25 protein-coding genes and 1 pseudogene are annotated in these 25,936 nt (G+C 68.2%); 17 read left to right on the top strand and 9 right to left on the bottom strand.

Going from position 1 to position 25,936, the window contains the following annotated elements; all coding sequences use genetic code 11:
- Positions 1–4 precede the first annotated feature (4 nt).
- Genes CFB49_RS24990 through speD form a run of 4 tightly spaced genes read left to right on the top strand, consistent with a single transcriptional unit; the run spans position 5 to position 3,125 of the window.
- Entirely contained in the window at positions 5–1,045 is a 1,041-nt protein-coding gene (locus CFB49_RS24990; RefSeq protein ID WP_089492597.1) for an SPFH domain-containing protein, read from the top strand.
- A 9-nt stretch (positions 1,046–1,054) separates the two neighbouring features.
- The gene (locus tag CFB49_RS24985) at positions 1,055–2,569 is read left to right on the top strand and encodes a DUF4178 domain-containing protein (RefSeq protein WP_089492596.1); all 1,515 of its coding nucleotides are present in this window, start codon (positions 1,055–1,057) and stop codon (positions 2,567–2,569) included.
- Complete coding sequence (locus CFB49_RS36455; protein WP_175972952.1) at positions 2,566–2,712, top strand: hypothetical protein; 147 nt, start codon at positions 2,566–2,568, stop codon at positions 2,710–2,712. Before CFB49_RS24985 ends, CFB49_RS36455 begins: the two co-directional genes overlap by 4 nt.
- Positions 2,709–3,125 (top strand): adenosylmethionine decarboxylase, encoded by a 417-nt coding sequence (gene speD / locus CFB49_RS24980; RefSeq protein WP_069617301.1) that lies wholly within the window; start codon positions 2,709–2,711, stop codon positions 3,123–3,125. Before CFB49_RS36455 ends, speD begins: the two co-directional genes overlap by 4 nt.
- Here speD and CFB49_RS24975 read toward each other — a convergent pair.
- On the bottom strand, positions 3,088–3,540 hold the full coding sequence (locus CFB49_RS24975; protein WP_069617300.1) for a type II toxin-antitoxin system RatA family toxin: 453 nt from the start codon (positions 3,538–3,540) through the stop codon (positions 3,088–3,090). The two genes, speD and CFB49_RS24975, sit on opposite strands and share 38 nt — an antisense overlap.
- Positions 3,541–3,731: 191 nt before the next feature.
- Here CFB49_RS24975 and CFB49_RS24970 point away from each other — a divergent pair, with 191 nt between their 5' ends.
- Together CFB49_RS24970 and CFB49_RS24965 are read left to right on the top strand one after the other, a co-directional pair.
- Positions 3,732–4,772 carry a bifunctional nicotinamide-nucleotide adenylyltransferase/Nudix hydroxylase gene (locus CFB49_RS24970; protein WP_069617299.1) on the top strand — a complete coding sequence of 347 codons (1,041 nt, stop codon included), beginning with the start codon at positions 3,732–3,734 and terminating at the stop codon, positions 4,770–4,772.
- Between the two features lie 73 nt (positions 4,773–4,845).
- The gene (locus tag CFB49_RS24965) at positions 4,846–6,279 is read left to right on the top strand and encodes a nicotinate phosphoribosyltransferase (protein WP_089492595.1); all 1,434 of its coding nucleotides are present in this window, start codon (positions 4,846–4,848) and stop codon (positions 6,277–6,279) included.
- A gap of 42 nt (positions 6,280–6,321) precedes the next feature.
- Here CFB49_RS24965 and CFB49_RS24960 read toward each other — a convergent pair whose 3' ends face one another.
- Entirely contained in the window at positions 6,322–7,797 is a 1,476-nt protein-coding gene (locus CFB49_RS24960; RefSeq protein WP_089492594.1) for an aminotransferase-like domain-containing protein, read from the bottom strand.
- Positions 7,798–7,921: 124 nt separating this feature from the next.
- Between CFB49_RS24960 and CFB49_RS24955 the strand changes: the two genes are divergently transcribed.
- On the top strand, positions 7,922–8,809 hold the full coding sequence (locus CFB49_RS24955) for a DMT family transporter (RefSeq protein ID WP_089492841.1): 888 nt from the start codon (positions 7,922–7,924) through the stop codon (positions 8,807–8,809).
- Positions 8,810–8,988: 179 nt separating this feature from the next.
- On the opposite strand, the gene lysA is transcribed toward CFB49_RS24955, so the two are convergent.
- On the bottom strand, positions 8,989–10,287 hold the full coding sequence (gene lysA / locus CFB49_RS24950) for a diaminopimelate decarboxylase (protein ID WP_256979920.1): 1,299 nt from the start codon (positions 10,285–10,287) through the stop codon (positions 8,989–8,991).
- A 48-nt stretch (positions 10,288–10,335) separates the two neighbouring features.
- On the opposite strand from lysA, the gene CFB49_RS24945 reads away from it, so the two are divergent.
- Together CFB49_RS24945 and CFB49_RS24940 are read left to right on the top strand one after the other, a co-directional pair.
- Entirely contained in the window at positions 10,336–11,250 is a 915-nt protein-coding gene (locus CFB49_RS24945) for a LysR family transcriptional regulator (protein ID WP_089492592.1), read from the top strand.
- Between the two features lie 65 nt (positions 11,251–11,315).
- Positions 11,316–11,854: pseudogene (locus CFB49_RS24940) on the top strand (GNAT family N-acetyltransferase).
- Between the two features lie 127 nt (positions 11,855–11,981).
- On the opposite strand, the gene CFB49_RS24935 reads toward CFB49_RS24940, so the two are convergent.
- Positions 11,982–12,560: a DUF4142 domain-containing protein gene (locus CFB49_RS24935; protein WP_089492591.1), complete on the bottom strand. Its 579-nt coding sequence runs from the start codon at positions 12,558–12,560 to the stop codon at positions 11,982–11,984.
- Between the two features lie 406 nt (positions 12,561–12,966).
- The gene (locus CFB49_RS24930; protein ID WP_089492590.1) at positions 12,967–13,590 is read right to left on the bottom strand and encodes an HAD hydrolase-like protein; all 624 of its coding nucleotides are present in this window, start codon (positions 13,588–13,590) and stop codon (positions 12,967–12,969) included.
- 160 nt (positions 13,591–13,750) lie between these two features.
- On the opposite strand from CFB49_RS24930, the gene CFB49_RS24925 reads away from it, so the two are divergent.
- Positions 13,751–14,194 (top strand): GNAT family N-acetyltransferase, encoded by a 444-nt coding sequence (locus tag CFB49_RS24925; RefSeq protein WP_089492589.1) that lies wholly within the window; start codon positions 13,751–13,753, stop codon positions 14,192–14,194.
- A 55-nt stretch (positions 14,195–14,249) separates the two neighbouring features.
- Positions 14,250–14,468, top strand: a complete 219-nt coding sequence (locus tag CFB49_RS24920; RefSeq protein ID WP_006480837.1) for a DUF1653 domain-containing protein — start codon at positions 14,250–14,252, stop codon at positions 14,466–14,468.
- A 23-nt stretch (positions 14,469–14,491) separates the two neighbouring features.
- Here the strand turns inward: CFB49_RS24920 and atpC are convergent, their stop codons facing one another.
- Together atpC and atpG are read right to left on the bottom strand one after the other, a co-directional pair.
- Positions 14,492–14,950, bottom strand: a complete 459-nt coding sequence (gene atpC / locus CFB49_RS24915; RefSeq protein ID WP_069617290.1) for an ATP synthase F1 subunit epsilon — start codon at positions 14,948–14,950, stop codon at positions 14,492–14,494.
- Between the two features lie 10 nt (positions 14,951–14,960).
- Positions 14,961–15,830, bottom strand: coding sequence for an ATP synthase F1 subunit gamma (atpG, locus tag CFB49_RS24910; RefSeq protein ID WP_069617289.1), 870 nt, complete (start codon positions 15,828–15,830; stop codon positions 14,961–14,963).
- Here atpG and CFB49_RS24905 point away from each other — a divergent pair.
- The 4 genes from CFB49_RS24905 to fabI are packed head-to-tail and all read left to right on the top strand — an operon-like array spanning position 15,823 to position 20,072.
- Positions 15,823–16,947: a phosphate acetyltransferase gene (locus tag CFB49_RS24905; protein ID WP_306426992.1), complete on the top strand. Its 1,125-nt coding sequence runs from the start codon at positions 15,823–15,825 to the stop codon at positions 16,945–16,947. The genes atpG and CFB49_RS24905 overlap by 8 nt on opposite strands.
- A 10-nt stretch (positions 16,948–16,957) precedes the next feature.
- Positions 16,958–18,166 carry an acetate/propionate family kinase gene (locus tag CFB49_RS24900; protein WP_089492588.1) on the top strand — a complete coding sequence of 403 codons (1,209 nt, stop codon included), beginning with the start codon at positions 16,958–16,960 and terminating at the stop codon, positions 18,164–18,166.
- Positions 18,167–18,174: 8 nt separating this feature from the next.
- Entirely contained in the window at positions 18,175–19,296 is a 1,122-nt protein-coding gene (locus CFB49_RS24895; protein ID WP_089492587.1) for an alpha/beta fold hydrolase, read from the top strand.
- 17 nt (positions 19,297–19,313) lie between these two features.
- A complete protein-coding gene (gene fabI, locus CFB49_RS24890) occupies positions 19,314–20,072 on the top strand; it encodes an enoyl-ACP reductase FabI (RefSeq protein WP_089492586.1) in 759 nt (252 codons plus the stop codon).
- Between the two features lie 21 nt (positions 20,073–20,093).
- Here fabI and CFB49_RS24885 read toward each other — a convergent pair whose 3' ends face one another.
- Positions 20,094–21,305, bottom strand: coding sequence for a winged helix-turn-helix domain-containing protein (locus tag CFB49_RS24885; RefSeq protein ID WP_089492585.1), 1,212 nt, complete (start codon positions 21,303–21,305; stop codon positions 20,094–20,096).
- Positions 21,306–21,662: 357 nt separating this feature from the next.
- On the bottom strand, positions 21,663–23,051 hold the full coding sequence (locus CFB49_RS24880; protein WP_069617284.1) for an MFS transporter: 1,389 nt from the start codon (positions 23,049–23,051) through the stop codon (positions 21,663–21,665).
- 389 nt (positions 23,052–23,440) lie between these two features.
- Between CFB49_RS24880 and CFB49_RS24870 the strand changes: the two genes are divergently transcribed.
- Both CFB49_RS24870 and treA read left to right on the top strand, forming a co-directional pair.
- Positions 23,441–24,070 carry a TetR/AcrR family transcriptional regulator gene (locus tag CFB49_RS24870; RefSeq protein WP_069617283.1) on the top strand — a complete coding sequence of 210 codons (630 nt, stop codon included), beginning with the start codon at positions 23,441–23,443 and terminating at the stop codon, positions 24,068–24,070.
- Between the two features lie 137 nt (positions 24,071–24,207).
- Complete coding sequence (treA, locus tag CFB49_RS24865) at positions 24,208–25,920, top strand: alpha,alpha-trehalase TreA (RefSeq protein WP_089492584.1); 1,713 nt, start codon at positions 24,208–24,210, stop codon at positions 25,918–25,920.
- The last annotated feature ends 16 nt before the right edge of the window (positions 25,921–25,936 follow it).

Genomic DNA, 25,936 nt, shown 5'->3' with positions numbered 1-25,936 from the left:
CGACATGAGTCTGGGTTCATTCATCCGCAAGCAGTTCATCGACGTCCTGCAATGGACGGAAGACACCGACGGCGTGCTGGCCTGGCGCTATCCGATGGAAGACCAGGAAATCCAGTACGGCGGCAAGCTGACCGTGCGCGAAACGCAGGTCGCGATCTTCGTCAACGAGGGCAAGGTTGCCGACGTATTCCAGCCGGGGCTCTATACGCTGGAAACGCGCACGCTGCCGGTGCTCACGAACCTGAAGAACTGGGACAAATTCTTTCAGTCGCCTTTCAAGTCGGACGTCTACTTCTTCAGCACGCGGCTGCAACTGGGCCGCCGCTGGGGCACCGCGCAGCCGGTGACGATCCGCGATCGCGAGTTCGGCTTCGTGCAACTGCGCGCGTTCGGCATCTACTCGTACCGGATCGTCGATGCGGCCGCGTTCCATCGCGAGGTCAGCGGCACGCGCGCGGCCTATACCGTCGACGATCTCGAGCAGCAACTGCGCAACCTGGTCGTCACCGCGATGAGCACGACGTTCGGCTCGGCCGACGTGGCGTTCGTCGACATGGCCGCGAACCAGTCGCTGCTGTCGCAGCGCGTCGCCGACGCACTGGTGCCGGTATTCACGCGCTACGGGCTCGCGCTCGACGTGTTCGCGGTCGAGAGCGTGTCGCTGCCGGCCGAGCTGCAAAAGGCGCTCGACCTGCGGATCGGGGCGGGGATGGCCGGCGATCTCGCGCGCGCCACGCAATACCAGACCGCGCAGGCGATTCCGCTCGCCGCGCAAAACCCGGGCGGCATCGCCGGGGTCGGCGCGGGGCTGGCCGCCGGCGCGGCGATCGGGCAGGCGATGGCCGGCCAGATCGCGGGCGCCGCGCAACCGGCGCAGGCCGCGCCGCCCGGGCCCGTTGCGGCGCCGGTAGCCGCGGCGGCGACCGAGGGCGCCGATTACGTGCAGCGGCTCGAGCAATTGAAGGCGCTGCTCGACAAGGGCCTCGTGACCGAAGACGACTATTCGCGCGCGAAGGCCGAGATCCTCGCGAAGCTCACGCGGTAAGCGGCGCGCATGTTCCGTACCTCGTGCCCCCAATGCGGCGCGCCGGTCGAGTTTCGCTCGGCCGCGGCCGTGATGGCCGTCTGCGCGTTCTGTCGCAGCACGCTGCTCAAGCGCGGCGCCGACGTCGAGCGCATCGGCGAACTGGCCACGGTGCTCGACGACGCATCGCCGGTCCAGATCGGCACGGCCGGGCGCTACGGCAACCGCGTGTTCACGGTGCTCGGCCGCATCCAGATGACCTACGACGCCGGCGCGTGGAGCGAATGGTACGTCGTGTTCGACGACGGCGCGTTCGGCTGGCTGTCGGATGCGTCGGGCCAGTACGCGATCACGGTGCGGGAGCCCGACGATGCGGCAGGCCGAACGTGGCCCGCATTCGGCACGCTCGAACCCGGCATGCGGATCGACCACGGCGGCCGCGCGTATCTGGTGTCCGACGTGCGTACCGCACGCTGCACGGGCGGCGACGGCGAGCTGCCGTTCCGCGTCGATGCCGGCTGGGAGGCGCGCGTCGTCGACCTGCGCACCGGCAATGCATTCGCGACCTACGACTATTCCGACGCCGAGTCGAACGGCGGCATCCCGGCCGTCTATTCGGGCGAGGCGCTGGAATTCGATGCGCTCGCGTTCACGGGCTTGCGCGATACCGAAAACGATACGCGCGAGAAACGCGGCGCGGAGATGGTGCCGTTCGCGTGCCCGAGCTGCGGTGCGCCGCTGTCCTATGCGCCGAACGTGGCCGACTACGTCGTGTGCGGCAGCTGTCATGCAGGCGTGCAGTGCACGGCCGAGCAGCAGATCGTGTTCGCGGCGCAGCGCAAGCTCGAATCGGTGAAAGGCGCGCTCGAACTCGGCGCGATCGGCACGTTCGACGGCGTGAAATACACGGTGATCGGCATGATGCGCTGCCGCGTGCCGGGCGACGCCGAGACATGGGACGAATATCTGCTGCTGAACCCGAAGCGCGGCTTCCTGTGGCTCGTGCAAAGCGAAGGGCGCTGGGAACGCGTGCAGGTGCTCGACCATTGGCCGACGATCGGCAGCGAATCCAGCGTGACCGATGGCGGCAAGACCTATCGTTTGCGCGAGGAATACGAATCGGAGGTCGTCTACGTGGTCGGGGCATTCAACTGGCGCGTGCAGGCGGGCGACCGCACGTCGATCATCGACTACGGCTGGCAGAAAGACAAGCTGACGCGCGAGCGCAGTGACGCGGAGATCGTCTGGTCGCGCGCGCGGCCGCTGTCGGGCAGCGCGGTCGCCGAGCGTTTCGGCACGCCGGCGCTTGCGACGGCCACCGCGGCTGCCGCGGGCGCCACCGAATCGATGGGCCTGTTCGGCAGCAAGGGGCCGCACAGTTTCGCGCCGCTGCCATTCATGTTCAGCGCGTTGCTCGTGATCTTCAACCTGGGTTCGCTGTTCTCGTTCACCGGACGCTCCGTCTACGTGCTGGTCGGCCTGCTGGTGCTGTGGCTGCCGGAGTGGCTGTGGGCGCGTTTTGCGTCGGACGGGGGCAACGCGTGATCCGGTACATCCTTTACGGCATCTACGGCCTGATTGTCGTCACGCTGTTCAGTTGCGCGTCGATCGGCGGCGGTTCGGGCGGCGGCGGGTGGGGCAGTTCGTCGGCGCGCAGCGGCTACTCGTCGTACGGGTCGCACAAATGACCGCGCGCGACGGGATCGCGCCGCCCTGCGCGGTGCTCGGCTCGCACGTGCTGGCCGACTTGGCCGGCATCGACGCGGCGCTGCTGCGCGACGCCGCGCGGCTCGAGTCGATCCTCACCGACGCGGCGCAACGGGCCGGCGCGCGCGTGATCGGCGCGCACTTCCATCATTTCGGCGGCGAGCATGGCGTGACGGGCGTCGTGCTGCTGGCGGAGTCGCACATCACGATCCATACGTGGCCCGAGCATCGTTTCGCGGCCGTCGACGCGTTCATGTGCGGCGCGGCGCGCGCGGCCGACGCGGTGGATGCGATCGCCACGGCGCTCGGCGCGCAGGCGCAGGTTCGGCAGCAGGTGGCGCGCGGAGGGGCGCCGGTCAGCGCGGCAGCGCTTCGGCCTCGGCCCAGCGCTTGAACGAATCGAGACGCCGGCGCGTGTGCACGAGATAGAACGCGCCGATCAGCGGTTCGAGCAGCCAGCGCAGCCAGGACGGCTGCGCACGGAAGTGGTACGTGAACTTCACCTCGGTCGACCCCGGCGTGTGCTCGGTGAAGTTCCAGCTGCCGCTGAAGCGTTCGAGCACTTTCGGCCCTTCGACCATTTCGACGGCGGCGACCTGTGGCGGGCGGTACGAGATGTAGCGCGACACCATCGTCGCACCCGACTGGCTGCGGCAGAACGCATCGACGCCGACATCGGCGGTCGTTCCGTCGAGCAGATAGGCATCGGTGAGGAAGCTGTCCCACACGAGCCGCCGGCCGTAATCCTGCGACCACGTGAACAGGCGTCTGCGATCGACGCCGACGGTCCGGCTGACTGAGATCCTCATGAGGGCGGGCGCCAAGGTTCGGATTGGGATGCAATCGAGTGTACCGCGCCAATAACCTGTGTTTCGTCAGACTTCGTCAAGTCGAGCGCGGGCTCGAATGGGATCGATTGACGCACTTCGGGAATTCCCCTACGATTTATCCCAACCCTTCGGGACAGACCCGGAGCGTTTCAATCTCTTGAGGGAGCCTCATGAGTACGCAACAGAACCGGCGCTTCGACGCGCTCGTTTTCATTGGTCGTTTCCAGCCTCCGCATCGTGGTCACCTGAACGTGCTGAAGTCGGCACTGAGCCGGGCCGAGCGCGTCTGCGTGCTGATCGGATCGACCGACAAGCCTCGCACCATCAAGGATCCGTTCTCGTTCGACGAGCGCCGCCAGATGCTGGCTTCGCTGCTCGACGCGTCCGAGCGCGACCGCGTGACGATCGCGCCGCTGCAGGATTCGACCTACAACGACGGCGACTGGGTGCGCTGGGTGCAGGATGCGGTGGCCGGCGCGCTCGGCGACGTCGCGCAGCGCAAGGTCGGGCTGATCGGCCACGAGAAGGACGCCACGTCGTATTACCTGCGGATGTTCCCGCAATGGGAACTCGTCGACGTCGACGCGACGGAAGACATTTCCGCGACCGAGATCCGCGACCAGTACTTCGCCGAACGAACCAACAGCTTCGTGCAGTGGGCCGTGCCGGAACCCGTGTTCGGCTGGCTCGAGCGGTTCCGCACGCAGCCGGAATTCGCGCAACTGAAGTCGGAAGCCGAATTCATCGCCGCGTATCGCAAGGCCTGGGCGGCCGCGCCGTATCCCGTCACGTTCGTGACGGTCGACGCGGTGGTCGTGCACTCGGGGCATATCCTGCTCGTGCGCCGCCGCAGCGAACCGGGCCGCGGCCTGTGGGCGCTGCCGGGCGGTTTCGTGAACCAGGACGAGCGGCTCGATGCGGCGTGCATTCGCGAACTGCGCGAGGAAACCGGCCTCAAGCTGCCGGAGCCCGTGCTGCGCGGCTCGATCAAGGATCGTCAGGTGTTCGATCACCCGACGCGTTCGCTGCGCGGCCGCACGATCACGCACGCGTGCCTGTTCAACTTTCCGACCGGCGAGCTGCCGCGCGTGAAGGGCAGCGACGACGCCGACAAGGCGCGCTGGGTCCCGCTCAACGAATTCGCGCAGATGCGCAACGTGATGTTCGAGGATCACTTCGACATCGCATATCACTTCCTGGGGAAGCTGTGACGCGCTGATTCCCCGCATTCGGTCCGCCGCGACAGACGCGGCGGCACTTCAACGGCCTAGAGGAGCTCTAGCCATGCAAAACGATCCCGGCGGCTTTGCCGCGGTTCTCGCCAATCCGATTCTCAACACGGATTCGTACAAGGCTTCCCACTTCCTGCAATATCCGCCGGACGCATCGGCGATGTTCTCGTACGTCGAATCGCGCGGCGGCCGTTACGACCGCACGCTGTTCTTCGGGCTGCAGATGCTGCTGAAGGAGTATCTGTGCAAGCCGGTCACGCACGCGATGATCGACGACGCGCGCGATTTCTTCGCCGTGCACGGCGAGCCGTTCAACGAAGCCGGATGGCGTCATATCGTCGAGCACTACGACGGCTATCTGCCGGTGAAGATCCGCGCGGTGCCGGAAGGTTCGATCGTGCCGGTGCACAACGTGCTGATGACGGTCGAATGCGACGATCCGCAGGTGTTCTGGCTCGCGTCGTATCTCGAGACGATGCTGTTGCGCATCTGGTATCCGGTGACGGTGGCGACGCGCAGCTGGCATCTGCGGCAAACGATTCGCCGCTTCCTCGACAGGACCGACGACGATCTCGCGCAACTGCCGTTCAAGCTGCACGACTTCGGCGCGCGCGGCGTGTCGAGCGCGGAATCGGCCGCGATCGGCGGCGCCGCGCACCTCGTGAGCTTCATGGGCTCGGACACGGTGCTCGGCGTGCTGGCCGCGAACCGCTTCTATCGCGAGCCGATGGCCGCCTACTCGGTGCCGGCGGCCGAGCACAGCACGATCACGTCGTGGGGGCGCGAAGGCGAGGCCGATGCGTACCGCAACATGATCAGCCGCTTCGGCTTGCCGGGCGCAATCGTATCGGTCGTATCGGACTCCTATGATCTGTTCGCCGCGCTCGATCTGTGGGGCGGCGAACTTCGGCAGGCGGTGATCGATTCGGGCGCGACGCTGGTCGTGCGTCCCGATTCCGGCGACCCGGTGACGATCGTGCTGCAAACGGTGCGGGCGCTCGACGCATCGTTCGGATCGACCGTGAACGGCAAGGGGCGGCGCGTGCTGAACCACGTGCGCGTGATCCAGGGCGACGGTGTCGACGAGCAGTCGATCGAAGCGATCCTCGTCGCGCTCGACGATGCGGGCTATGCGGCCGGCAACGTGGTGTTCGGCATGGGCGGTGCGCTGTTGCAGCGGGTGAATCGCGATACGCAGCGCTTCGCGATGAAGTGTTCGGCCATCCGGCGCGGCGGCGTGTGGCACGACGTCCGCAAGGACCCGGTCACCGATCAGGGCAAGCGCTCGAAGCAGGGGCGGTTGACGTTGCTGCGCAATTGGCGCACCGGCGAGTATCGGACGGTGACGCTGCCGGTTGCGTGGGACGATCGTGTGCTGGAAGGCGAATGGGACGAGGCGCTCGAGACGGTGTTCGACACCGGGCGTCTGCTCGTCGATACGTCGTTCGCCGAGGTCAGGGCGAGGGCGCACGCGGGGGAGGTGTGACGCGGGCAGCGGGGTAACCCGTCGCGGGACGGCCGGTTCGCGTCACTTGCCGGCCAGCAAACGGCCGCCGGCATCCGCCGGCGCGCCGCCGCGCTCCACCACCCGCGCCGCGTCCATCGCCCGCGCGAGCGCATCGAACACGGCGGGCCCCTTGCAGCGCGACACGTTGAAGCGCAGGTACGACGTCGCGTTGCGCGACGCACTGAACACGTCGCCGGGTGCGAGCACCACGTCGTGGTCGAGCGCATGACGCGCGACGCGCGCCGCGTCGAGCCCGTCCGGCAATTGCGCCCACACGAACAGCCCGCCGCGCGGCTCCGTCCAGATGCCGAGCCCGGCCCGCGCGAGGCGCCGGATCGTTTCGCCCATCGCATCCGCGAGACGCGCGCGCAGGCTGTCGAGATGGCGACGATACGTGCCATCGATCAGCAGCCGATGCACGACGTTGGCGCCGATCTGCGCGTTGCCGAACGACGTCGCGAGCTTCAGGTCGACGAGCGCGTCGATCCATTCCGGCCGCGCGGCGACATAGCCGCAGCGGATCGCGGCCGACAGCGTCTTCGAGAAGCTGCCGATCGACACCACGCGCGACAGCCCGTCGAACGCCGCGAGCCGCGGCGCGGGCGTGCTCTCGAAATCCGCGAAGATGTCGTCCTCGACGATCAGCAGCCCGTGCTCGGCCGCGAGCGTCAGCAGCCGGTGCGCGACGGGCGGCGCGAGCGTCGCGCCGGTCGGGTTGTGCAGCGCGGCGTTGGTGATGTACAGGCGCGGTCGATGCTCGGCGAGGACTTGCTCGAAGCGCACGAGATCGGGCCCGTTCGGCGTGAACGGCACGCTGACGATTCGTGCACGGTGCGCGCGCAGCAGCGCCTGGAAGTTGAAGTAGCACGGATCGTCGAGCACGACGGTATCGCCGGGCTCCAGCAGCAGGCGGCACACGAGGTCGAGCGCATGCGTGCCGCCGTCGGTCAGCATGATCTGCGCGGGTTCCGCGTGAACGCCATGCTGCGCGAGCCGCCATGCGAGCTGCTGGCGCAGCGCGGGCAGGCCGAGCGGCGTCGCATAGTCGGTCAGCGCATCGGCTTCGTCGCGCGACACGGCGCGCAGCGCGCGACGCAGGCTTTCGTCGGGCAGCCACGACGCCGGCAGCCACCCGCAGCCGGGCTTCACCGACGTCGGCGCCGCCTCGAGCGACTGGCGCGACAGCCATAGCGGATCGAGTTCGCGATCGAGGCGCGGGCCCAGCTCGGCGAGCGCGAGCGGCGGCGCGTGGCCCGACACGTAGAAGCCCGAACCGCGCCGGGCGACGAGCACGCCTTCGCTCGCGAGCCGCTCGTACGCATCGACGACCGTCGATTTCGACACGCCGAGCCCGTCGGCCATCATCCGGATCGACGGCACGCGCGCACCGGGCATCAGCGCGCGGCTCGCGATCCGTGCGCGCAGGGTGTCCATGACGGTTTCCACGCGCGTGCGCGACGGCGCGGGCGGAGCGGGCATCGGGGCGGAAGGGCTCATGGCGAACGATGAACTGTACGGTTGGTTGTCCAGTACAGTTTGTCTGAATTGTATTGGGCTGTAGCTTACGCTGTTTTCGCCGGCGGCGGATCATCGGTCATCCATTCTCCATTCAGGGTTGACCGTGCAAAAGACGACCGACGGATGGCTCAGCGGCATGCTGGGCGTCATCATCTTCAGTGGCTCGCTGCCCGCGACGCGGGTCGCGGTGCAAGGGCTCGACCCGTTGTTTCTCACGTTCGCCCGCGCGACGATCGCCGGCGCGCTCGGCCTGCTGCTGCTCGTCGTGCTGAAGCAGAAGCGGCCGTCGCGCGCCGAGGCCGTGTCGCTGGCCATCGTCGCGCTCGGCGTCGTGGTCGGCTTCCCGTTGCTGACGGCGCTTGCGCTGAAGCACGTGACGTCCGCGCATGCGATCGTGTTCGTCGGGCTGCTGCCGCTCGCGACCGCGCTGTTCGGCGTGTGGCGCGGCGGCGAGCGGCCGCGGCTGCCGTTCTGGATATTCTCGATCGTCGGCAGCGGCGCGGTGGCCGCGTTCGCGCTGCGCAACGGCGGGCAGGCGTCGGTGATCGGCGATGCGCTGATGCTGGCCGCGATCGTCGCGTGCGGGCTCGGTTATGCGGAAGGCGCGCGCCTGTCGCGCCAGCTCGGCGGCTGGCAGGTGATCTCGTGGGCGCTCGTGCTGTCGCTGCCGCTGATGCTGCCGCTCACGTGGCTGACCTGGCCCGCGTCGTTCGACGGCGTCGATGCCGCCGCGCTGGGGGGGCTCGCGTACGTGTCGCTGTTCAGCATGTTGATCGGCTTCGTGTTCTGGTATCGCGGGCTGGCGCTCGGCGGGATCGCGGGCGTCGGCCAGTTGCAGCTGCTGCAGCCGTTCTTCGGCTTCCTGCTCGCGGCCGGGCTGCTGCACGAGACGGTGCCGCCGTCGATGGTCGTCGTGACGGTAATCGTGGTCGGCTGCGTGGCGGGCGCGAAGTACTTCTCGAAGATGGCGCCCGTGCAGCGCGCGGGGTGACGCAGACGCCGCGGCGTGCCGCGCATCGGGCCGACGTTACCCGATGCGATGGCGGCAAGCCGGTTGCGATCGATGCGCATGATCGCGATCGTGAGCCCGACGGCGAGACGCCAAGCAAAACGGCCAGGCTGCCGGCAGCGGCAAGCCTGGCCGTTGGCGTTCGTCACGCCGGACGCGGGTTACTCGAACGTTTCGAGCGCGAGCAATTCGCCGATCGTCTGCCGGCGACGGATGAGCCGCGGCGCGCCGCGATCGACCAGCACTTCCGGCGCGAGCGGCCGGCTGTTGTAGTTCGAGGACATCGACGCGCCATACGCGCCGGCGTCGTGCAGGAACAGCAGGTCGCCGATCTGCGGCTGCGGGAGTTTGCGGTGCGTGACCACGCCGCCTGCGTCCTGCGTGAACACGTCGCCCGATTCGCACAGCGGCCCGGCGATCGCGAGGTCGACGAGCGGCCGGCCGGCGGGCAGCGCGCCGTCGTGCGCGTGCACCGACACCGCGTGATAGCTGCCGTACATCGACGGGCGCATCAGGTCGTTGAAGCCCGCGTCGATCAGCACGAAATCGTGCTTCGGCCGACGGTTGACGGCCTGCACCTCGGTGACGAGCGTGCCGGCTTCGGCCACCAGAAAGCGACCCGGCTCGATCTCGATGCGCACCGGATGGCCGAGATGTCGTTCGATCCGCTTGCGCGCGGCGTCCCACTGGCTGAAGTAGTGTCCGACGTCGACGCGCGGCTCGCCGTCGCGATACGGAATCGACAGGCCGCCGCCGGCCGAGATCGCGTCGATGTCGTGGCCGAGCGACGTGACGAGATCGACCATCGCATCGCACACCTGCGACAGGTGGCCGTAGTCGACGCCCGAACCGATGTGCATATGGATCCCGACCAGCTTCAGCCCGTACTGGCGCACGATCTCGATCGCACGCGGGACGTCGTCGATCCAGATGCCGTGCTTGCTCTGCGGGCCGCCGGTGTTGGTCTTGTTGCTGTGGCCATGGCCGAAACCGGGGTTGACGCGCAGCCACACGCGGTGGCCGGGCGCGTGCTCGCCGATGCGCGCGAGCATGTCGAGCGAGCCTGCGTTCACGGTCACGCCGTGCTTCAGCACCGCCGCGAGCGTCGGGCGGTCGATCAGGTCGGCCGTGAACACGACGCCTTCCGGCTCGCCTGCGGGGCTGAACCCGGCCGCGAGGCTGCGCTCGATCTCGCCGAGCGACACGGCGTCGACGCATGCGCCTTCGTCGCGCATCAGCTTCAGGATATGGACGTTCGAGTTCGCCTTCTGTGCGTAGCGGATCACGTCGAACTGGCGCAGTTGGGCGATGCGGTCGCGGATGACGTCGGCGTCGTACACCCACAGCGGGGTGCCGTATTGCTGCGCGAGCGTCGCGAGCTGGCGGGAATCGAGGGACATGGCGGATGAATCGGATCGGGTGAACGGATAGCCGGATGATGCGCCTGATTGGCTATACAGTAAAATGCCTGTTCATCTTCATTCGATTCATTTCTGATATATAAGATCATGCTGACGCACCGTCATATCGAGGTCTTCCGTGCGCTGATGGTCACCGGCAGCACGATCCGCGCGGCCGAGATGCTGTACACGTCGCAGCCGACGATCAGCCGCGAGCTGGCGCGGATGGAGCAGGTCGTCGGCTTTGCGTTGTTCGAACGCGCGCACGGCCGGCTGCGCCCGACGATGGCCGCGCTCACGCTGTTCGACGACGTGCGGCTCGCGTATGTGGGGCTCGAACGGGTCGCGGCGACGGCCGCGCGCCTGCGCGAGTTTCGCGACGGGCAACTGTCGGTGATCGCGTTGCCGGCGTTCTCGCACGCGATCCTGCCCGGGGCGTGCCGGCGCTTTCACGACGCGCATGCGGGCGTCAGCGTGTCGGTCGCGACGCAGGAGTCGCCGGTGCTCGAAGAATGGCTCACCGCGCAGCGTTACGATCTCGGGCTGACCGAGCGCGACGTCGCGCCGGCCGGCACCGTGCTCACGCCGCTGCTCGAAGTCGATGAAGTGTGCGTGCTGCCCGATGGCCATCCGCTGCTCGCGCAGGACGCGATCGACCTGCTGGATCTCGCCGATCGCCCGTTCGTGAGCCTGTCGCTGAACGATCCGTATCGCATCCTGATCGACGAGGCGTTCGCGCAGCTCGGCGTCGCGCCGCGCTCGGTGGTGGACACGCCGTCGGCCGTGTCGGTGTGTGCGTTCGTGCGGCAGGGGCTGGGGGCCGCGATCGTCAACCCGCTCACCGCACTCGATTTCGTCGGCCGCGACCTGCACGTGCGGCCGCTGACGCGGTCGTTTCCGTACCGGGTCAGCGTGATCGTGCCCGAGCACCGGCCGAAGAACCTGCTCGTCGACGCATTCGCCGATGCGCTGCGCGCCGAAGCGAAGGCGATTCGCCGCCGGCTGGCCGCCTACCTCGGCTAGCGGCACCGCCGTATGATGGGCGTTTCGCCGCCATCGCCGTCATCGCCATTTTCCGGAATCCCGTCATGACCGACGCATCGTCCTTCCTCGAACAACCGACCCTCACCGGCGCACGTGTCGTCCTGCGCCCGCTCGATGCATCCGACCGGCAGGCGCTGCTGGACGCCGCGGCCGACGGCGAGTTGTGGAACCTGACGGTCACGGTCGTGCCGGGCGCGCAGACGATCGACGCCTACATCGACGCGGCGTTGCAGGGGCGGGCGGCCGGCACCGTGATGCCGTTCGCGATCGTCGATCGTGCGTCGGGCCGCGCCATCGGCAGCACGCGCTTCTGGAAGATCGACCGCCAGAATCGCAAGCTCGAGATCGGCCATACGTGGCTGAGCGAATCGGCGCAGCGTACGCGCGCGAATACCGAAGCGAAGCGATTGCTGCTGGCCTATGCGTTCGACACGCTGCAATGCGTGCGCGTGCAGTTCACGACGGACGAGCTGAACGAGAAATCGCGCGCGGCGATCCTGCGGCTCGCTCGGTGCGCTTCAGCATCATCGACGACGAATGGCCGGAAGTACGGGCGCGACTCGACGCGAAGCTGGCGACGTAACGTGTGACGGATGACGCGGGGCGCTTGATGCTTCAGTCGTGCGTCGCGCCGCCGGCAGGGGAGGCGGCGGCGCGACGGCGGGGGAAACGGTGCGCCGCGCGCGATGCGCGGCGCCGCACAGGATGAATTACTGCGCCGATGCGAGGTGATGACGCTGCGCGAGCTTCTGTGCATCCGCGTAGTGCGCCTGCAGGATCGGCAGCGCCTGGCGTGCGACTTCCTTCAGCTTGGTGTCGCGGCCCGATGCGATTTCGGCCTGGAACGCCGAGATCGCCTTCTGCTGGCCGGCGAGCGCGACCTGTTCGATATACGCCTTGTCGAACTCGGCGCCGCGCAGGCTCTTGATGCTGTTCAGCACTGACGTGTCCGGGTCGTTGGCCGGCACGTCGACGCCGCGCGGGCTGGCCGCGCGCATTGCCTGGATGATCTTCGCATCGTCGGTCGACACGCGTTGCGCGAACGCCTTGACCTGGCTGTCCGACGTGCGCGAATCGGCGATGCGCGCGGCGTCGTGCTGGGTCGACACGGTCTTCGTGCCGTCGGTGATGAAGGTCTGGTCGGCTTCGTGGATGCGCGTCGTGGTCGCGGCCGGCGCCGCCGATGCGCCGGGTGCCGGTTGCGCGGTTTGCGCGGTCGCCGTCACGGCGACGAGAAGCAGGCCAGCGGCAGACAAGGCAAGGCGCGAAATATGGGGAAAGCGGTTCATGGGACCTCCTTTCGATCGGGGCTCTGGTAAAAAAACGGATCGTGCGATCCGTCGCTGGGCGAGAGACCGGGCGCGCCCGGGCCGGATTCGACTGCCGCTCTGCCGCGGCGGCGTTCGAAGTGCTTTCCGGCCCGACTGATTCTAGGAGAGCGGTCGGGTAGCAGGTGCAACCGTGCTGTGGCTTGTGTAACGGTTGGTAAGACGAATCGATGGGCACGCGCGCAGGCCGGTAGCGCGTACCTGATGCGCGTGCGGCGGTGGCAATTTTTGCGTGCGCGTGGCGCATGCAATGGATGAGATGCGCGTGCGCGTCATCGGCACTTCAGCGACGTGATGCCGTCGCGGCTGTTGCCGTGGCGGCGCGTCGGGCGAGGGGCGGTGTGTGAGCGTGGCGTGCGTGAAAGCGTTACACGCGATCGAGCAGCGCATCGAGGCGCGGCAGCAACGGCGTCGCGCAATGTGCCTGCAATGCGTCGGGTGCCGTGTAGCCCCACGCGACGCCCTGAAATGCGATATGCGCACGCCGCGCCGCGTCGGCATCGCGGATTTCGTCGCCGACGTACAGCACTTCGTCGGCGCGCACACCGGCCTCGCGGACGAGCGCACGCAGGCGGCGCGCCTTGCCGAACAGCGGAATGCCGCATGCGAAATGGTCGACGCGCGCGCCGGCGCGCGGGCCGAGCCGGTCACGCACGATCTCCTCGGTATTCGACGTGGCGATCGCGACGCGGATGCCGCGCGCGGCGAGCGCGTCGAACGTTTCGGCGACGCCGGGAAAGAGCCGCACGTGCGCGACGCGCGGCCGCATCAGGCGGCGTATGTCGATCGTCACGCGCGGCACTTTCCACATCGGCACGTCGAGCGCGCGAATGATGTCGCGCGCCGACATCCCGCGCAGCGCCGGGCGCAGTTCGGGCGTGGCGTCGTGAAAGCCGTGCAGGCGCGACGCTTCCGACAGCGCGGCGAGAAAACTGTCGAGCGAATCGGCGAGCGTGCCGTCGAAGTCGAAGGCGATGAGGCGGTAGGTCATGAAGCAGCGTCTCGGGTTTATCGGCGGATGCCATTGTCGCCGAATCGAGGGTGGCAGTGCGGCTGTTCGTCCACGGCGGATTCCAGTGCCCCTTGTCCCGTATCCCACGGCGCGGTATCGTCGATGCTCCGCTTGCCGCCCCTCGAACCGGAGAACAGACGTGCCCGCAGCCACTCCCGCCACGCTGAGAATTTCCACCGACAAGCGCGAGCTCGACATCGACACGATCTTCGATTTCCTGCATCGCGACGCGTACTGGTCGCAGGGCATTCCGCGCGACGTGGTCGAGCGGGCGATCGAGGGCTCGCTGTGCTTCGGCGCGTATGTCGGCGACCGGCTCGTCGGGTTTGCGCGGCTCGTCACCGATCACGCGACGTTCGCGTATCTGTGCGACGTGTTCGTGCTGCCGGCCGAACGCGGCAACGGCTACGGCCGCGCACTGATCGACCATATATTCGCGCAGGAGATGGTGCAGCGGCTGCGCCGCATCATGCTCGTCACGACCGACGCGCACGAACTCTACCGGCCGGTCGGTTTCGGTCCTTCCGCGAACCCCGAGCGGCTGATGGAGATCCGCCGGCCCGACATCTACACGAAACGCTGACGCGGCGCAGCGCATACAATACGCGCTTTCCGTTTTTGCCGAAGAGAAGCACACCATGACCGAACAGGAAGCCGAACAGCTCGCGACGCACCGCCACTACAAGGGTGGCCTGTACCGCTACATCGGCGTTGCCCGCCATTCCGAAACCGAGGAATCGGTGGTCGTCTACGAGCATCTGTGGCCGCATGCGCGCGGGCTGTGGGTGCGCCCGGAAGCGATGTTCAACGGCAACCTCGAAGACGGCACCCCGCGTTTTCGCAAGCTGCGCGACTGAGCGGGCGGCACCGGAGCCGGTGTCTAGCCGGCGCTGCCCGGCTTGTCGTGCGGCGCCTGTTGCCGCAGCGCCATCGCAAAGAAGCGCCGGATTTCATCCATCAATTCCGCGCGGGCCGACGCGAAATCGAACGCACGCCGGTTTTCATGCGCGTAGCGCCGGCGCCAGTCGTCGGCCGCATGCCGCGCTTCGCGTGCGCGCAAGTCGTCGAGTTCGGGCGTGCGCAACGCGTGATCGGCGATCAGCGTCACGCCGTCGCGGCTGACCTCCAGCACGCCGCCCGCGACGAGCAGGCGGCGATGCTCGCCGGTCGGTGCATCGACGAGCATCACGACGCCCGGCCGGATCCGCGTGAGCAGCGGCGCGTGGTGCGGATAGATCCCCAGTTCTCCGCTTTCCCCGGGAACGACGACGAAATGCGCGTCGCCGGCATACAGCACCGCTTCCACGCTGACGATGTCGAGCCTCATCGACGTTTTCATGCGTACTCCTTCAGACCGCCGCCGCGCCGGCGACGATTTCGCACAGCTCGGTGGTGATCTGTGCCTGTCGCGTCTTCTGGTACAGGTGCCGCAGTTCGCGCAACACGCGGTCGGCATTGTCCGTCGCGGTCTGCATGCTGAACATCCGCGCGCATTGCTCGCATGCGTAGTTCTCGACGACGGCCTGATAGAGCGTCGCCTCGACGTAGCGCAGCAGCAACGTGTCGACGACCGGTTTGGGCGCGGGCTCGTACAGATAGTCGGACGCGGCCGCGCCGTCGGTCGGCGCGCCGGTGTCGAGCCCCACGATCGGCAGCATCGCATCGATGCGCGGCTCGTACGCGAGCGGGCTCGTCAGCCGGTTGTATGCGACGTGTACTTCGTCGAGCTCGCCGTTGACGAACGCGGTCAGCGGCACGAGCAGCGCACCGAGCAACTGCTCGAAGTGCGGCTCGGCGGCCAGGCCGCTCGCACGTGCGGCGATGGTCGCGCCGTGGCGCAGCAGCGGCGCGAGGCCGCGCGCCCCGATCACGCTCAGTTCGCACGCGACGCCGGCCCGGTCCCAGCGTTCGAGCGCATCCACGCATTCGACGAGCAGCCGCGCATTGAGCGGGCCGCACAGCCCGCGATCGGTGCTGACGACGATCAGGCCGACGCGGCGCACGGTATCGCGTCGCGCCATCAGCGCCGATACGTGGTCGGGACGGTCGCGCAGCACGCGTTCCGCCATCGCGCCGATGCGCGCCGCGTACGGGCGGAATTCGCGCGCGCGTCGCTGCGCGCTCGCCATCTTGGTGCGCGCCATCATTTCCATCGCCTTGGTGATCTTGCGCGTGGACGAGGTACTGGCGATTTTCGAGCGGATTTCGCGTATGTGCATGTCAGGGGGGCGTCGCGGCCATCCGGATGTCATCGTGCGGATTCATGCTATCGGGACTTCACCTGAAACAATTGACGGAAATCAAACGACTTCACCCGGTCCCGCACCAGAATCCGTTCACATGATCCTTGCGAAGGGGCAGCCGATGACCGAGTTGCGCACGCATCAGAAATACGAAGCGCTGATTGCGCGTTGCCGCGCATTGCGCCCGGTGACGGTCGCGGTCGCGCATCCCTGCGACGAGGTATCGCTGCACGCGGCGGCCGCCGCCGCGCGGGCCGGCATCATCGTGCCCGTGCTGGTCGGCCCGGTGGCGCGGATCACGATGCTCGCCGCGACGCTCGGTGTCGACCTGTCCGGCTATCGGCTCGTGGACGCGCCGCACAGTCATGCGTCGGCGGCGCGCGCCGTCGAGCTGGTGCGCGCGGGCGACGCGCAGGCGCTGATGAAGGGCAGCCTGCACACCGACGAGTTGCTGGCGGAGGTGGTGCGCGCCGACACGGGGCTGCGCACCGGGCGGCGCCTGAGCCACGTGTTCATCATGGACGTGCCGACTTACCCCAAGCCGCTGTTCATCACCGACGCGGCCGTCAATATCCGTCCGACGCTCGAACAGAAGGTCGACATCGCGCAGAACGCGATCGATCTCGCGCATGCGCTCGGCATCGCCCGGCCGAAGGTAGCGATCCTGTCGGCGGTCGAGACGGTCAGCTCGAAGTTGCCGTCGACGCTCGACGCGGCCGCGCTGTGCAAGATGGCCGAGCGCGGCCAGATCACCGGCGCGCTGCTCGACGGGCCGCTCGCGTTCGACAATGCGATCAGCCCGGAGGCCGCGCGGCTCAAGCATCTCGGTTCCGCGGTCGCGGGCGACGCGGACATCCTGCTCGTGCCCGACCTCGAGTCCGGCAACATGCTCGCGAAGGAGTTGACGTTCCTCGCGAATGCCGATGCGGCCGGCATCGTGCTCGGCGCGCGCGTGCCGGTGATCCTGACGAGTCGCGCCGACAGCGAACGCACGCGCCTGGCGAGTTGCGCGGTCGCGGCGCTCGTCGCGGCGGCGGCGCGCGCCACGGCGGCGCCCGTGGACGCGCCGGCGGTTGCGGCCGACGCACACTGACGAGGCCGCGATGCGACATCCCGTCCTGGTGCTCAACGCCGGCTCGTCGAGCCTCAAGTTCTCGGTCTACGACACGCGCGACGATCGTTCGCTCGATGCGGGCCTGCACGGACAGGTCGAGAATCTGCATGGCGCACCGCATCTGTTCGTGGCCGACGCGCACGGTGCGACGCTCGCCGATGGCCCCGTCGCGCGACCAGGGCATCAAGGCGCGATCGAGGCGCTGCACGCGTGGTTCGCGGCTCACGTCGGGCGGGAGGCCGCGTTCGACGGCGTCGGGCACCGGGTCGTGCATGGCGGCCCGTATTTCACCGCGCCGGTGCGGATCGACGCGCGCGTGCTCGATGCAATCGCGTCGCTTTCGCCGCTCGCGCCGCTGCACCAGCCGCATCACGTCGACGCGATTCGCGCGGTTGCCGCGGTTGCGCCGAACCTGCCGCAGGTCGCGTGTTTCGATACCGCGTTTCATTCGACGGTGCCGGCGCTCGAACGGGAGTTCGCATTGCCGCGCGCGCTGACCGGGCAGGGCATCGTGCGCTACGGGTTTCACGGGCTGTCGTACGAGTACATCGCGACCGCGCTCGCGGCCCTCGATCCGTCGTGGGCGCAGCAACGGACGGTCGTCGCGCACCTCGGCAACGGCGCGAGCCTGTGTGCGCTCGCGAACGGCCGCAGCGTCGCGACGACGATGGGGTTCACGGCCGTCGACGGGCTGCCGATGGGCACGCGTACGGGCGCGCTGGACCCGGGCGTGATCCTGTACCTGCAGCGTCACGCAGGCCGGTCGCTCGACGAGGTCGAGCATCTGATCTATGCCGAATCGGGCTTGCTCGGCGTGTCCGGCGTGTCGAGCGACATGCGCACGCTGCTCGCGAGCGACGCACCGTCGGCCGCGCATGCGGTCGAACTGTTCGCCTATCGCGCGGCCCGCGAACTCGCCGCGCTGGCCGGTGTGCTCGGCGGTCTCGACACGCTCGTGTTCACGGCGGGTATCGGCGAGCACGCGCCGCCCGTGCGTGAACGGATCTGCAGTCGCGCGGCGTGGCTCGGCATCGTGCTCGACGACGCGGCGAACGCCGCCGGCCTGCCGGTGATTTCGAGCGACGCGTCGCGCGTGACGGTGCGCGTGATCCCGACCGACGAGAACCTGATGATCGCGCGGCACACGCGCCGCGTGCTGGACGACGCGACTCCTTCCACGCCGTATCCGACCCGGTGAGACTTCCGATGACAGCACGCGACACGCCTTCCCCTGCCGTCAGCGCCCCCGCGCTGCCGATTTTCTGGCCGATGGCCGCCGCCACGGCGATGTTTGCGGCCGGCTCCGAGATCGCGGCGCGCAATCTCCGCTTCCTCGCGGAAGAGGAGAAGCTCCATTTCGAAGCGCATCCGGCGCTGGCATCGGCGAACCGGCCGTTGCTGGAGCTGCGGACGATGACGTTTCGCGATTATTCGGCCGCGCCGGCGCACGGGTTGCCGACGATCGTCGATGCGCCGTACGCGGGGCACAGCGCGATGATCGCCGACTACCAGCCGGGGCAGAGCCTGATGCAGACGCTGCGCGAGCACGGCGTGACGCGTCTGTACCTGACCGACTGGCGCTCGGCCACCGAGGACATGAAGGACCTCGAGATCGACCAGTATCTGGCCGAGCTGAACGTGTGCGTCGACGAACTCGGCGGCCGCGTGAATCTCGTCGGGCTGTGTCAGGGCGGCTGGATGTCCGCGATGTATGCGGCGCGTTTCCCGCACAAGGTCGCGAGCCTCGTGCTGGCCGGCTCGCCGATCGACACCGACGCGGGCGACGGCCCGATCAAGCGGATGGTGCACACGTATCCGACGTCGTTCTACGAGGAACTCGTCACGATGGGCGGCGGGCTGATGCGCGGGCGCTTCATGTTGCGCGGCTGGAAGAACATGCATCCCGACCAGCACTATCTCGCCGAGCACGTCGACCTGTACGAGCATCTCGACGATCCCGAATACCTGCGCAAGCGCGAGGTGTTCGCGAACTGGTACGAAAGCCCGATCGACCTGCCGGGGCGCTGGTACCTGCAGGCGATCGTGCATATCTTCAAGGAGAACCGGCTCGCGAAGGGCACGTTCGTCGCGCTCGGGCGCACGCTCGACCTGAAGGACGTCGCGTGCCCGACCTATCTGCTCGCCGGCGAGGCCGACGACATCACGACGCCGGAGCAGGTGTTCGGGGCGCGCGATCTTCTCGGGACGCCCGCGTCGCGGATCGAGAGCCGGCTCGTGCCGGGCGGCCATATCGGCCTGTTCATGGGGACGCGCACGCTGACGACGGTGTGGCCCGACATCGCGCGATGGATCGCGGCGCAGCGCTAGATCGACACGGGGGCGACATGACGTTGCGACACAAGCGGGGGCTCGTCGTCGGCATCGCGAACGAACAGAGCATCGCGTGGGGATGCGCGCGCGCGTTTTGCCGGGCCGGCGCCACGCTCGCGGTGACCTGGCAGTCGGACAAGACCTTGCCGCACGTCGAGCCGCTGTTCGCGCAACTCGACGCGCCGATCCGGATGCCGCTCGACGTCGGGCAGCCCGACCAGATGGCGGCGGTGTTCGATGCGATCGCGGCGCAATGGGGCGAGATCGACTTCGTGCTGCATTCGGTCGCGTTTGCACCGAAGGCCGATCTGCAGGGCCGCGTGGTCGACAGTTCGCCGGCAGGCTTCTCGTTGGCGATGGACACCTCGTGCCATTCGTTCATCCGGATGGCGAGGCTCGCCGAGCCGCTGATGACGCGCGGCGGGAGCCTGATGGCGATGAGCTATCTCGGCGCGGAGCAGGTCGTCGCGAACTACGGGGTGATGGGGCCGGTCAAGGCGGCGCTCGAAGCGAGCGTGCGGTACCTGGCGGCCGAACTCGGCGGCGCGGGCATTCGCGTCAACGCGATTTCGCCGGGCGTGCTGCCGACGCGCGCGGCGTCGGGCCTGCCGGACTTCGGCCGGCTGCTCGACGACACCGCGCGCCGGGCCCCGCTGCATCACACGCTGGATATCGACGACGTCGGCGCGTTCTGCGCGTTTCTCGCCAGCGACGGCGCACGGGCGATCACGGGCGGCACGCACTATATCGACGCCGGCATGCACATGCTCTAGCGCGCCAGCGGCACGCGGTGTTCAGGCTCGCGCGAATGCCTGCACGAGGGCCGGCGGCGCGTGGGCGACCGTGACCTCCGGCGTGCCGTGCCACGCCGCGAGTTTCTTCACGGCTTTCGCGACGTCGGCCGCGAGCCCGGTGCCGAACCGCACGCCCGGCTCGACATGCACGGCCTTCAGCTCGAACGTGCCGAGCGTGCGATGCGCTTTCGCATCGACGCGGCCCACCAGCCGGCCGCGATGCAGCACGGGCAGGCAGAAATAGCCGTAGCGCCGCTTGTGCTCGGGCGTATAGCACTCGATCGTGTAGTCGAAACCGAACAGCGTCGACGCGCGCCGCCGGTCCCACACGACCGGGTCGAACGGCGATAGCAGCGTCGTGACCGTCGAGCGCAGCGTGTCGGCAGCCGCCGCCGGCAGCAGCGCGTCGAGCGAGCGATGCACGTAGGCCGGTTCCTTCCAGTCGTCGATCTGCACCGGAATCAGGTCGCCGGCCTCGGCGAGCTGCTCCAGTTCCGCGCGGTACGAACGGCGCGGCAGCCGATAGTAGTCGGCCACCCAGTCCGCGCGCACGACGCCGAGCGCGCGGCACGTGTAGTCGAGCAGCGCAGGCAGCACCGCATCGCGCGGCGGCAGGTCGCGCGTATCGTCCCAGTCGGGCAGCACGCGTTCGCGCACGTCGTACACGCGCTGGAAATTGCGGCGCTCCGACACCATCAGGTCACCCGTCGTGAACAGCACTTCCAGGTGACGTTTCTCGGGCTTGCGATCCCACCAGCCGTTGCCCTTCACACCATCCTCGCGCGCGAAATCGGCCGACCGCACCGGGCCTTGCTCGCGAATCCGCGCAAGCAGCCGTTCGATCTCCGGACGATTCTGCTCGTGCCATTCGGCCGCATATTTCCAGCCCATCCCCGACGGATCGAGCATCTTGTAGCGCATCAGCCCGAACTGCTCGATCGGCAGGAAACACGCTTCGTGCGACCAGTATTCGAACAGGCGCGCCTCGGCGAGATGTTCGTCGAGCCAGTGCGGCGGGAAATCGCCGAGGCGGCTGAACAGCACGAGATACGGGCTGCGTGCGACGACGTGGATGGTGTCGATCTGCAACTGCGCCATCCGGCGGATCGTGTCGAGCACGTCGGACTTGGTCGCCTTGCGGCGCGGCGGGGTGAGCAGGCCCTGTGCGGCGAGATGGAGGGCGCGGGCGGCGGCGGGCGAGAGCGTGAGCATCGGCGGGACGGTCGAGGGTGGCGATCGGGAGCCACTTTAGCGCGAAAGCGGCGCGCGCGTGTGACGTGCGGCTGCAACGCGTCTGACAATGGTTGACAGATGCGTTTTGCAAGTTTCCCTATAGTGCAGTTCATGGCGCGACGATCAATGCGCGCAATGATTCCGCTTCCGACGCACATATGTCCATGGCACGCAGGAAGCGAATCCGGGATTCCCGACCCCCATCGGGAGACCCGGAGCCCTGAGCGGACATCCATGCGGCTGTGCACCGGCCCCGTGTGGATGTCCGCTGATTTTTTTGCTTTTCCGGTTTTTCATCCATTGCCGCGCGACGGGTCATGCCGCGGCGCCGGCCGCTTATGCCCGCTTGCCGCGCGCGACTTCGTCGCCGGCGCCGGGCGGCAGCCGCCGCGTGATCGGAATCGACGCGAACGAGCACAGCCCGACCACCAGGAACGCGGGCCAGAAATCCGACCACATCATCGTCTGGTGACCCTGGAGCCAGTGCGACACGTGCAGCACGAGGCCGGCCACCGTCACGCCGAGGCCGAGCGACATCTGCTGCACGACGCTGCCGAGGCTCGTCGCGCGGCCTGCGTCGCGCGGCGAGATGTCCGCGTAGATCATCGAATTCAGGCTCGTGAACTGCAGCGCGGGGAAGATGCCGCCGACGAGCACGATCAGCCAGATCGCCCAGGTCGCCATGCCGGGATGGAACACGCCGTACGCGGCGATCGCGAGGCCCGCGAATGCCGCGTTGTAGATCAGCACCGTGCGAAAACCGAAGCGGCGCAGCGTATGCGTGGCGGTCGAGCGGCTGACCGCGCCGCCGAGCGCGGACGCGCACGTGATGAGCCCCGAGTGGAACGCGCTCATGCCGAGCCCTTCCTGCAGCGCGAGCGGCAGCAGGAACGGCACCGCACCGAGCCCGATGCGGAACAGCGAGCCGCCGACGACGCTTGCGTGGTACGTCGGGATCTTCAGGAAACTGAGGTCGAGCACCGGGCGCGCCTTGCGGCGCGCGTACGGCACGTACAGCGCGAGCATCGCGGCGCCGGCCGCGCACATGATGATGGCGTTCGAGCGTGACGTGAGCGCACCGTCGATCAGCGTGAGACCCATCAGCAGCATCGCGGCGCCGCTGGCCGACAGCAGGAAGCCGAACCAGTCGAGCGGGCCCGGGTCGGGCTCGTGCGTGTTCGCGATGTGCTTGCTGGCGAGGTAGATCCCGTAGATGCCGATCGGCACGTTGATGAAGAAGATCATCCGCCAGTGCAGGTAGGTCGTGATGAAGCCGCCGACGAGCGGCCCGACCGTGGGCCCGAACAGCGCGGGAATCGCGAGGTAGTTCATCGCGCGCACGAGATCGGCGCGCGGCACCGCGCGGAAGATGATGATGCGGCCGACCGGGACCATCATCGCGCCGCCGACGCCCTGGATGAAGCGCGCGAACGTGAGCACGCCCAGAGAGTTGGACGCCGCGCACATCAGCGAGCCGACGACGAAGATGCCGATCGCGGTGCGGAACACGGCACGCGCGCTGAAGCGGTCGGCGAGCCAGCCGCAGATCGGGATGAACACGCCGAGGCCGACCACGTAGGCCGTGATCGCGATGTTCAGTGTGACGGGGTTGTGCCCGAAGTCCCTCGCCATCGCAGGCAGGGCGGTGACGATGATGTTCGCGTCGACGCTTTCCATGAACAACGCACAGGCAACGATGAGCGGTGCTAGAAAGACGGGCGACATGGGCAGGGCGCGCGGTAAAGACGCCATTATGCCCACAATGTGACCGTTGCGTCACGTACGACAACAGTTGTTCCGCATGTTGCAACAGTCGTCTTTTCCGGCGGGTGGCGCGGAAAGGACGACCGCGCACGTGCGAGCGTGCGCTCCTCTCCTGGGCGATGAACAACGCAGCATCGTCGTAGCGATGCGCACGCGTCTTCGATGCGAGGCAGGAGGCCGACACGGTGATCGCCGAACCGCGTGTCGTACGGTACGTCGACCGCGCGTTCGAGTCGGAATCCGCGACGAGGGATCGACGCTGGCCCGGTCATGTCGATTCCTTTTGACGACGTGGCCGTGCGTTTCTAGAATATGAGCACTTGCTCACATTCGAAAGCCGCCTTATCGTCATGTCCGAATCGTCGTCGCGCATTCCGCTGTCGCCGCGCAAGGCGCCGCGCCAACGCCGCTCGGTGGCCACCGTCGACGCGATCGTCGAGGCCGCCGCCCGCATTCTGGAGCGCGACGGCTTCGACGGTTACACGACGAACGCGGTGGCCGCGCTGGCCGGCGTGAGCATCGGCTCGCTCTATCAATACTTTCCGAACCGCGATGCGCTGACGGCCGCGCTCGTCGAGCGCGAGAGCGCGCATCTGCTCGACGACGTCGACCGGGCCGCCGCGCTGTCGTCCTGCGACGACGTGCTGCGCACGCTGGTGCGCGGGGCCGTCGCGCACCAGATGCGCCGGCCGGTGCTCGCGCGGCTGATCGATTTCGAGGAGGCGCGCTTGCCGCTCGGCGCACGCACCGCGCGCGTCGCGGACCGCATCCACGCGACCTTGCTGCATGCGCTCGGGCTGCGCGATGCGCCACGCGTCGCTGCACCCGACGTCGTCGCGCACGATCTGCTCGCGATCGTGAAGGGCATCGTCGATGCGGCGGGTGCGCGCGGCGAGACCGATGCGGAGGCGCTCGAAGCGCGTGCGTGGCGAGCGGTACGCGGCTATCTCCGCGAGTCGCGCGAATCGAAACTTGCTTGACACGCATGTTTCGTGCGACAGTCAGGCCCATTCGCACCACAACATGACGCGTATCGATCGAAGGCCATCGAGACGAACGCGCGCGCGAACGAGACCTCGTGCCGATCCACTCACCATTCGAAAGGAGGGGACACGCCATGACGTCACGTCGTGCCGCACCGCTTGCATCTCGCTTTCCGTCGCGTCAGTCGCCGCCCGCGCCGCGTCCGCGCTGGGCGGCCGCACTGGCCATCGCCTATCTCGCCGTCGCCGGCTGCGCCGCGCAGGCCGACAATGCGCACCAGGCCGCCGCGCAAGCGGCCAGCCAGGCCGCGTTGCCGGCCACCTCCGCAGCCGCGCCCGCATCCGGCACGCTGCTGCCGCCGCCGAGCCAGCTCTACGGCGACCTGTTCGTCGCGGTGCAAACCGCGCAGCTCTATCCCGACCAGAAGACCTTCGTCGACGCCACGCCCGATACCGATCCCGCGACGATCGTGCAGTTGTATCAGCAACAGAAATCGCAGCCGGGCTTCTCGTTGAAGGCGTTCGTCGACCAGCACTTCACGCCGCCCCCGGAAGGCGGCGTGACGCCGCCGCCCAACCAGACGCTGCGCCAGCATATCGACTGGCTGTGGCCGCAGCTCACGCGCACGAGCACCACGGCGCCCCCGTACAGTTCGCTGATTCCGCTGCCGAAGCCGTACGTCGTGCCGGGCGGCCGCTTCCGCGAGGGCTACTACTGGGACACCTATTTCACGATGCTCGGGCTGCAGGTGTCGGGGCGCGAGGATCTCGTCGACGACATGCTCGACAACTTCGCATACCTGATCGATACGATCGGCCACGTCCCGAACGGCAATCGCACGTACTACGCGAGCCGCTCGCAGCCGCCGTTCTTCGCGTACATGGTCACGCTCGCCGCGCGGGTCGAAGGCGACAAGGTCTACCAGAAATACCTGCCGGCGCTGCGCAAGGAGCACGCGTACTGGATGCAGGGCGAAACCACGACGCCGCGCGGGCAGGCGACGCGCAACGTGGTCGCGATGCCCGACGGCGCCGTGCTGAACCGCTACTGGGATGCGCGCGACACGCCGCGCGACGAGTCGTATCTCGAGGACGTGACGACCGCGAAATCGGTGCCGTCCCGTCCGGCGAACGAGGTGTACCGCGACCTGCGCGCGGGCGCCGAAAGCGGCTGGGACTACAGCTCGCGCTGGTTCGGCGACGGCAAGACGCTCGCGACGATCCGCACGACGTCGATCGTGCCGGTCGACCTGAACAGCCTGATGTTCCATCTCGAGACGACGATCGTGAAGGGCTGCGCGGTCACGCGCGACATCGCCTGCGTGGCCGATTTTTCAGCGCGCGCGGGGCGGCGTGCGGCCGCGATCAATCACTACCTGTGGAACCGTCGCGGCTATTACGGCGACTATGACTGGCAGTTGCGCAAGCCGCGCGACGGCGTGACGGCGGCCGCGCTGTATCCGCTGTTCGCGGGCGTCGCATGGCCGGAGCGCGCGAAGGCGACCGCGCGCGAAGTGCGCAAGACGCTGCTGCAGCCGGGCGGCCTCGCGACGACGACCGAGAACACGGGCCAGCAGTGGGATGCGCCGAACGGCTGGGCGCCGCTGCAGTGGATCGCGATCGATGGGCTGCGCCGTTACGGCGAAGCGGCGCTCGCGAAGGACATCGGCACGCGTTTCCTGTCCGACGTGAAGCAGGTGTACGCGGCCGAAGGCAAGCTCGTCGAGAAGTACGTGGTCGAGGGCACCGGCACGGGCGGCGGCGGGGGCGGCGAATATCCGTTGCAGGACGGCTTCGGCTGGACCAATGGCGTCACGCTGAAGCTGCTGGGGCTGTACGGCGAGTAACGCACGGCGGCGCGGG

The organism is Burkholderia sp. AU17457 (assembly GCF_002223255.1).
GTDB lineage: Bacteria > Pseudomonadota > Gammaproteobacteria > Burkholderiales > Burkholderiaceae > Burkholderia > Burkholderia sola.
Note: the sequence above shows the minus strand (reverse complement) of the source record. Positions and strands in the feature narration are given on the sequence as shown.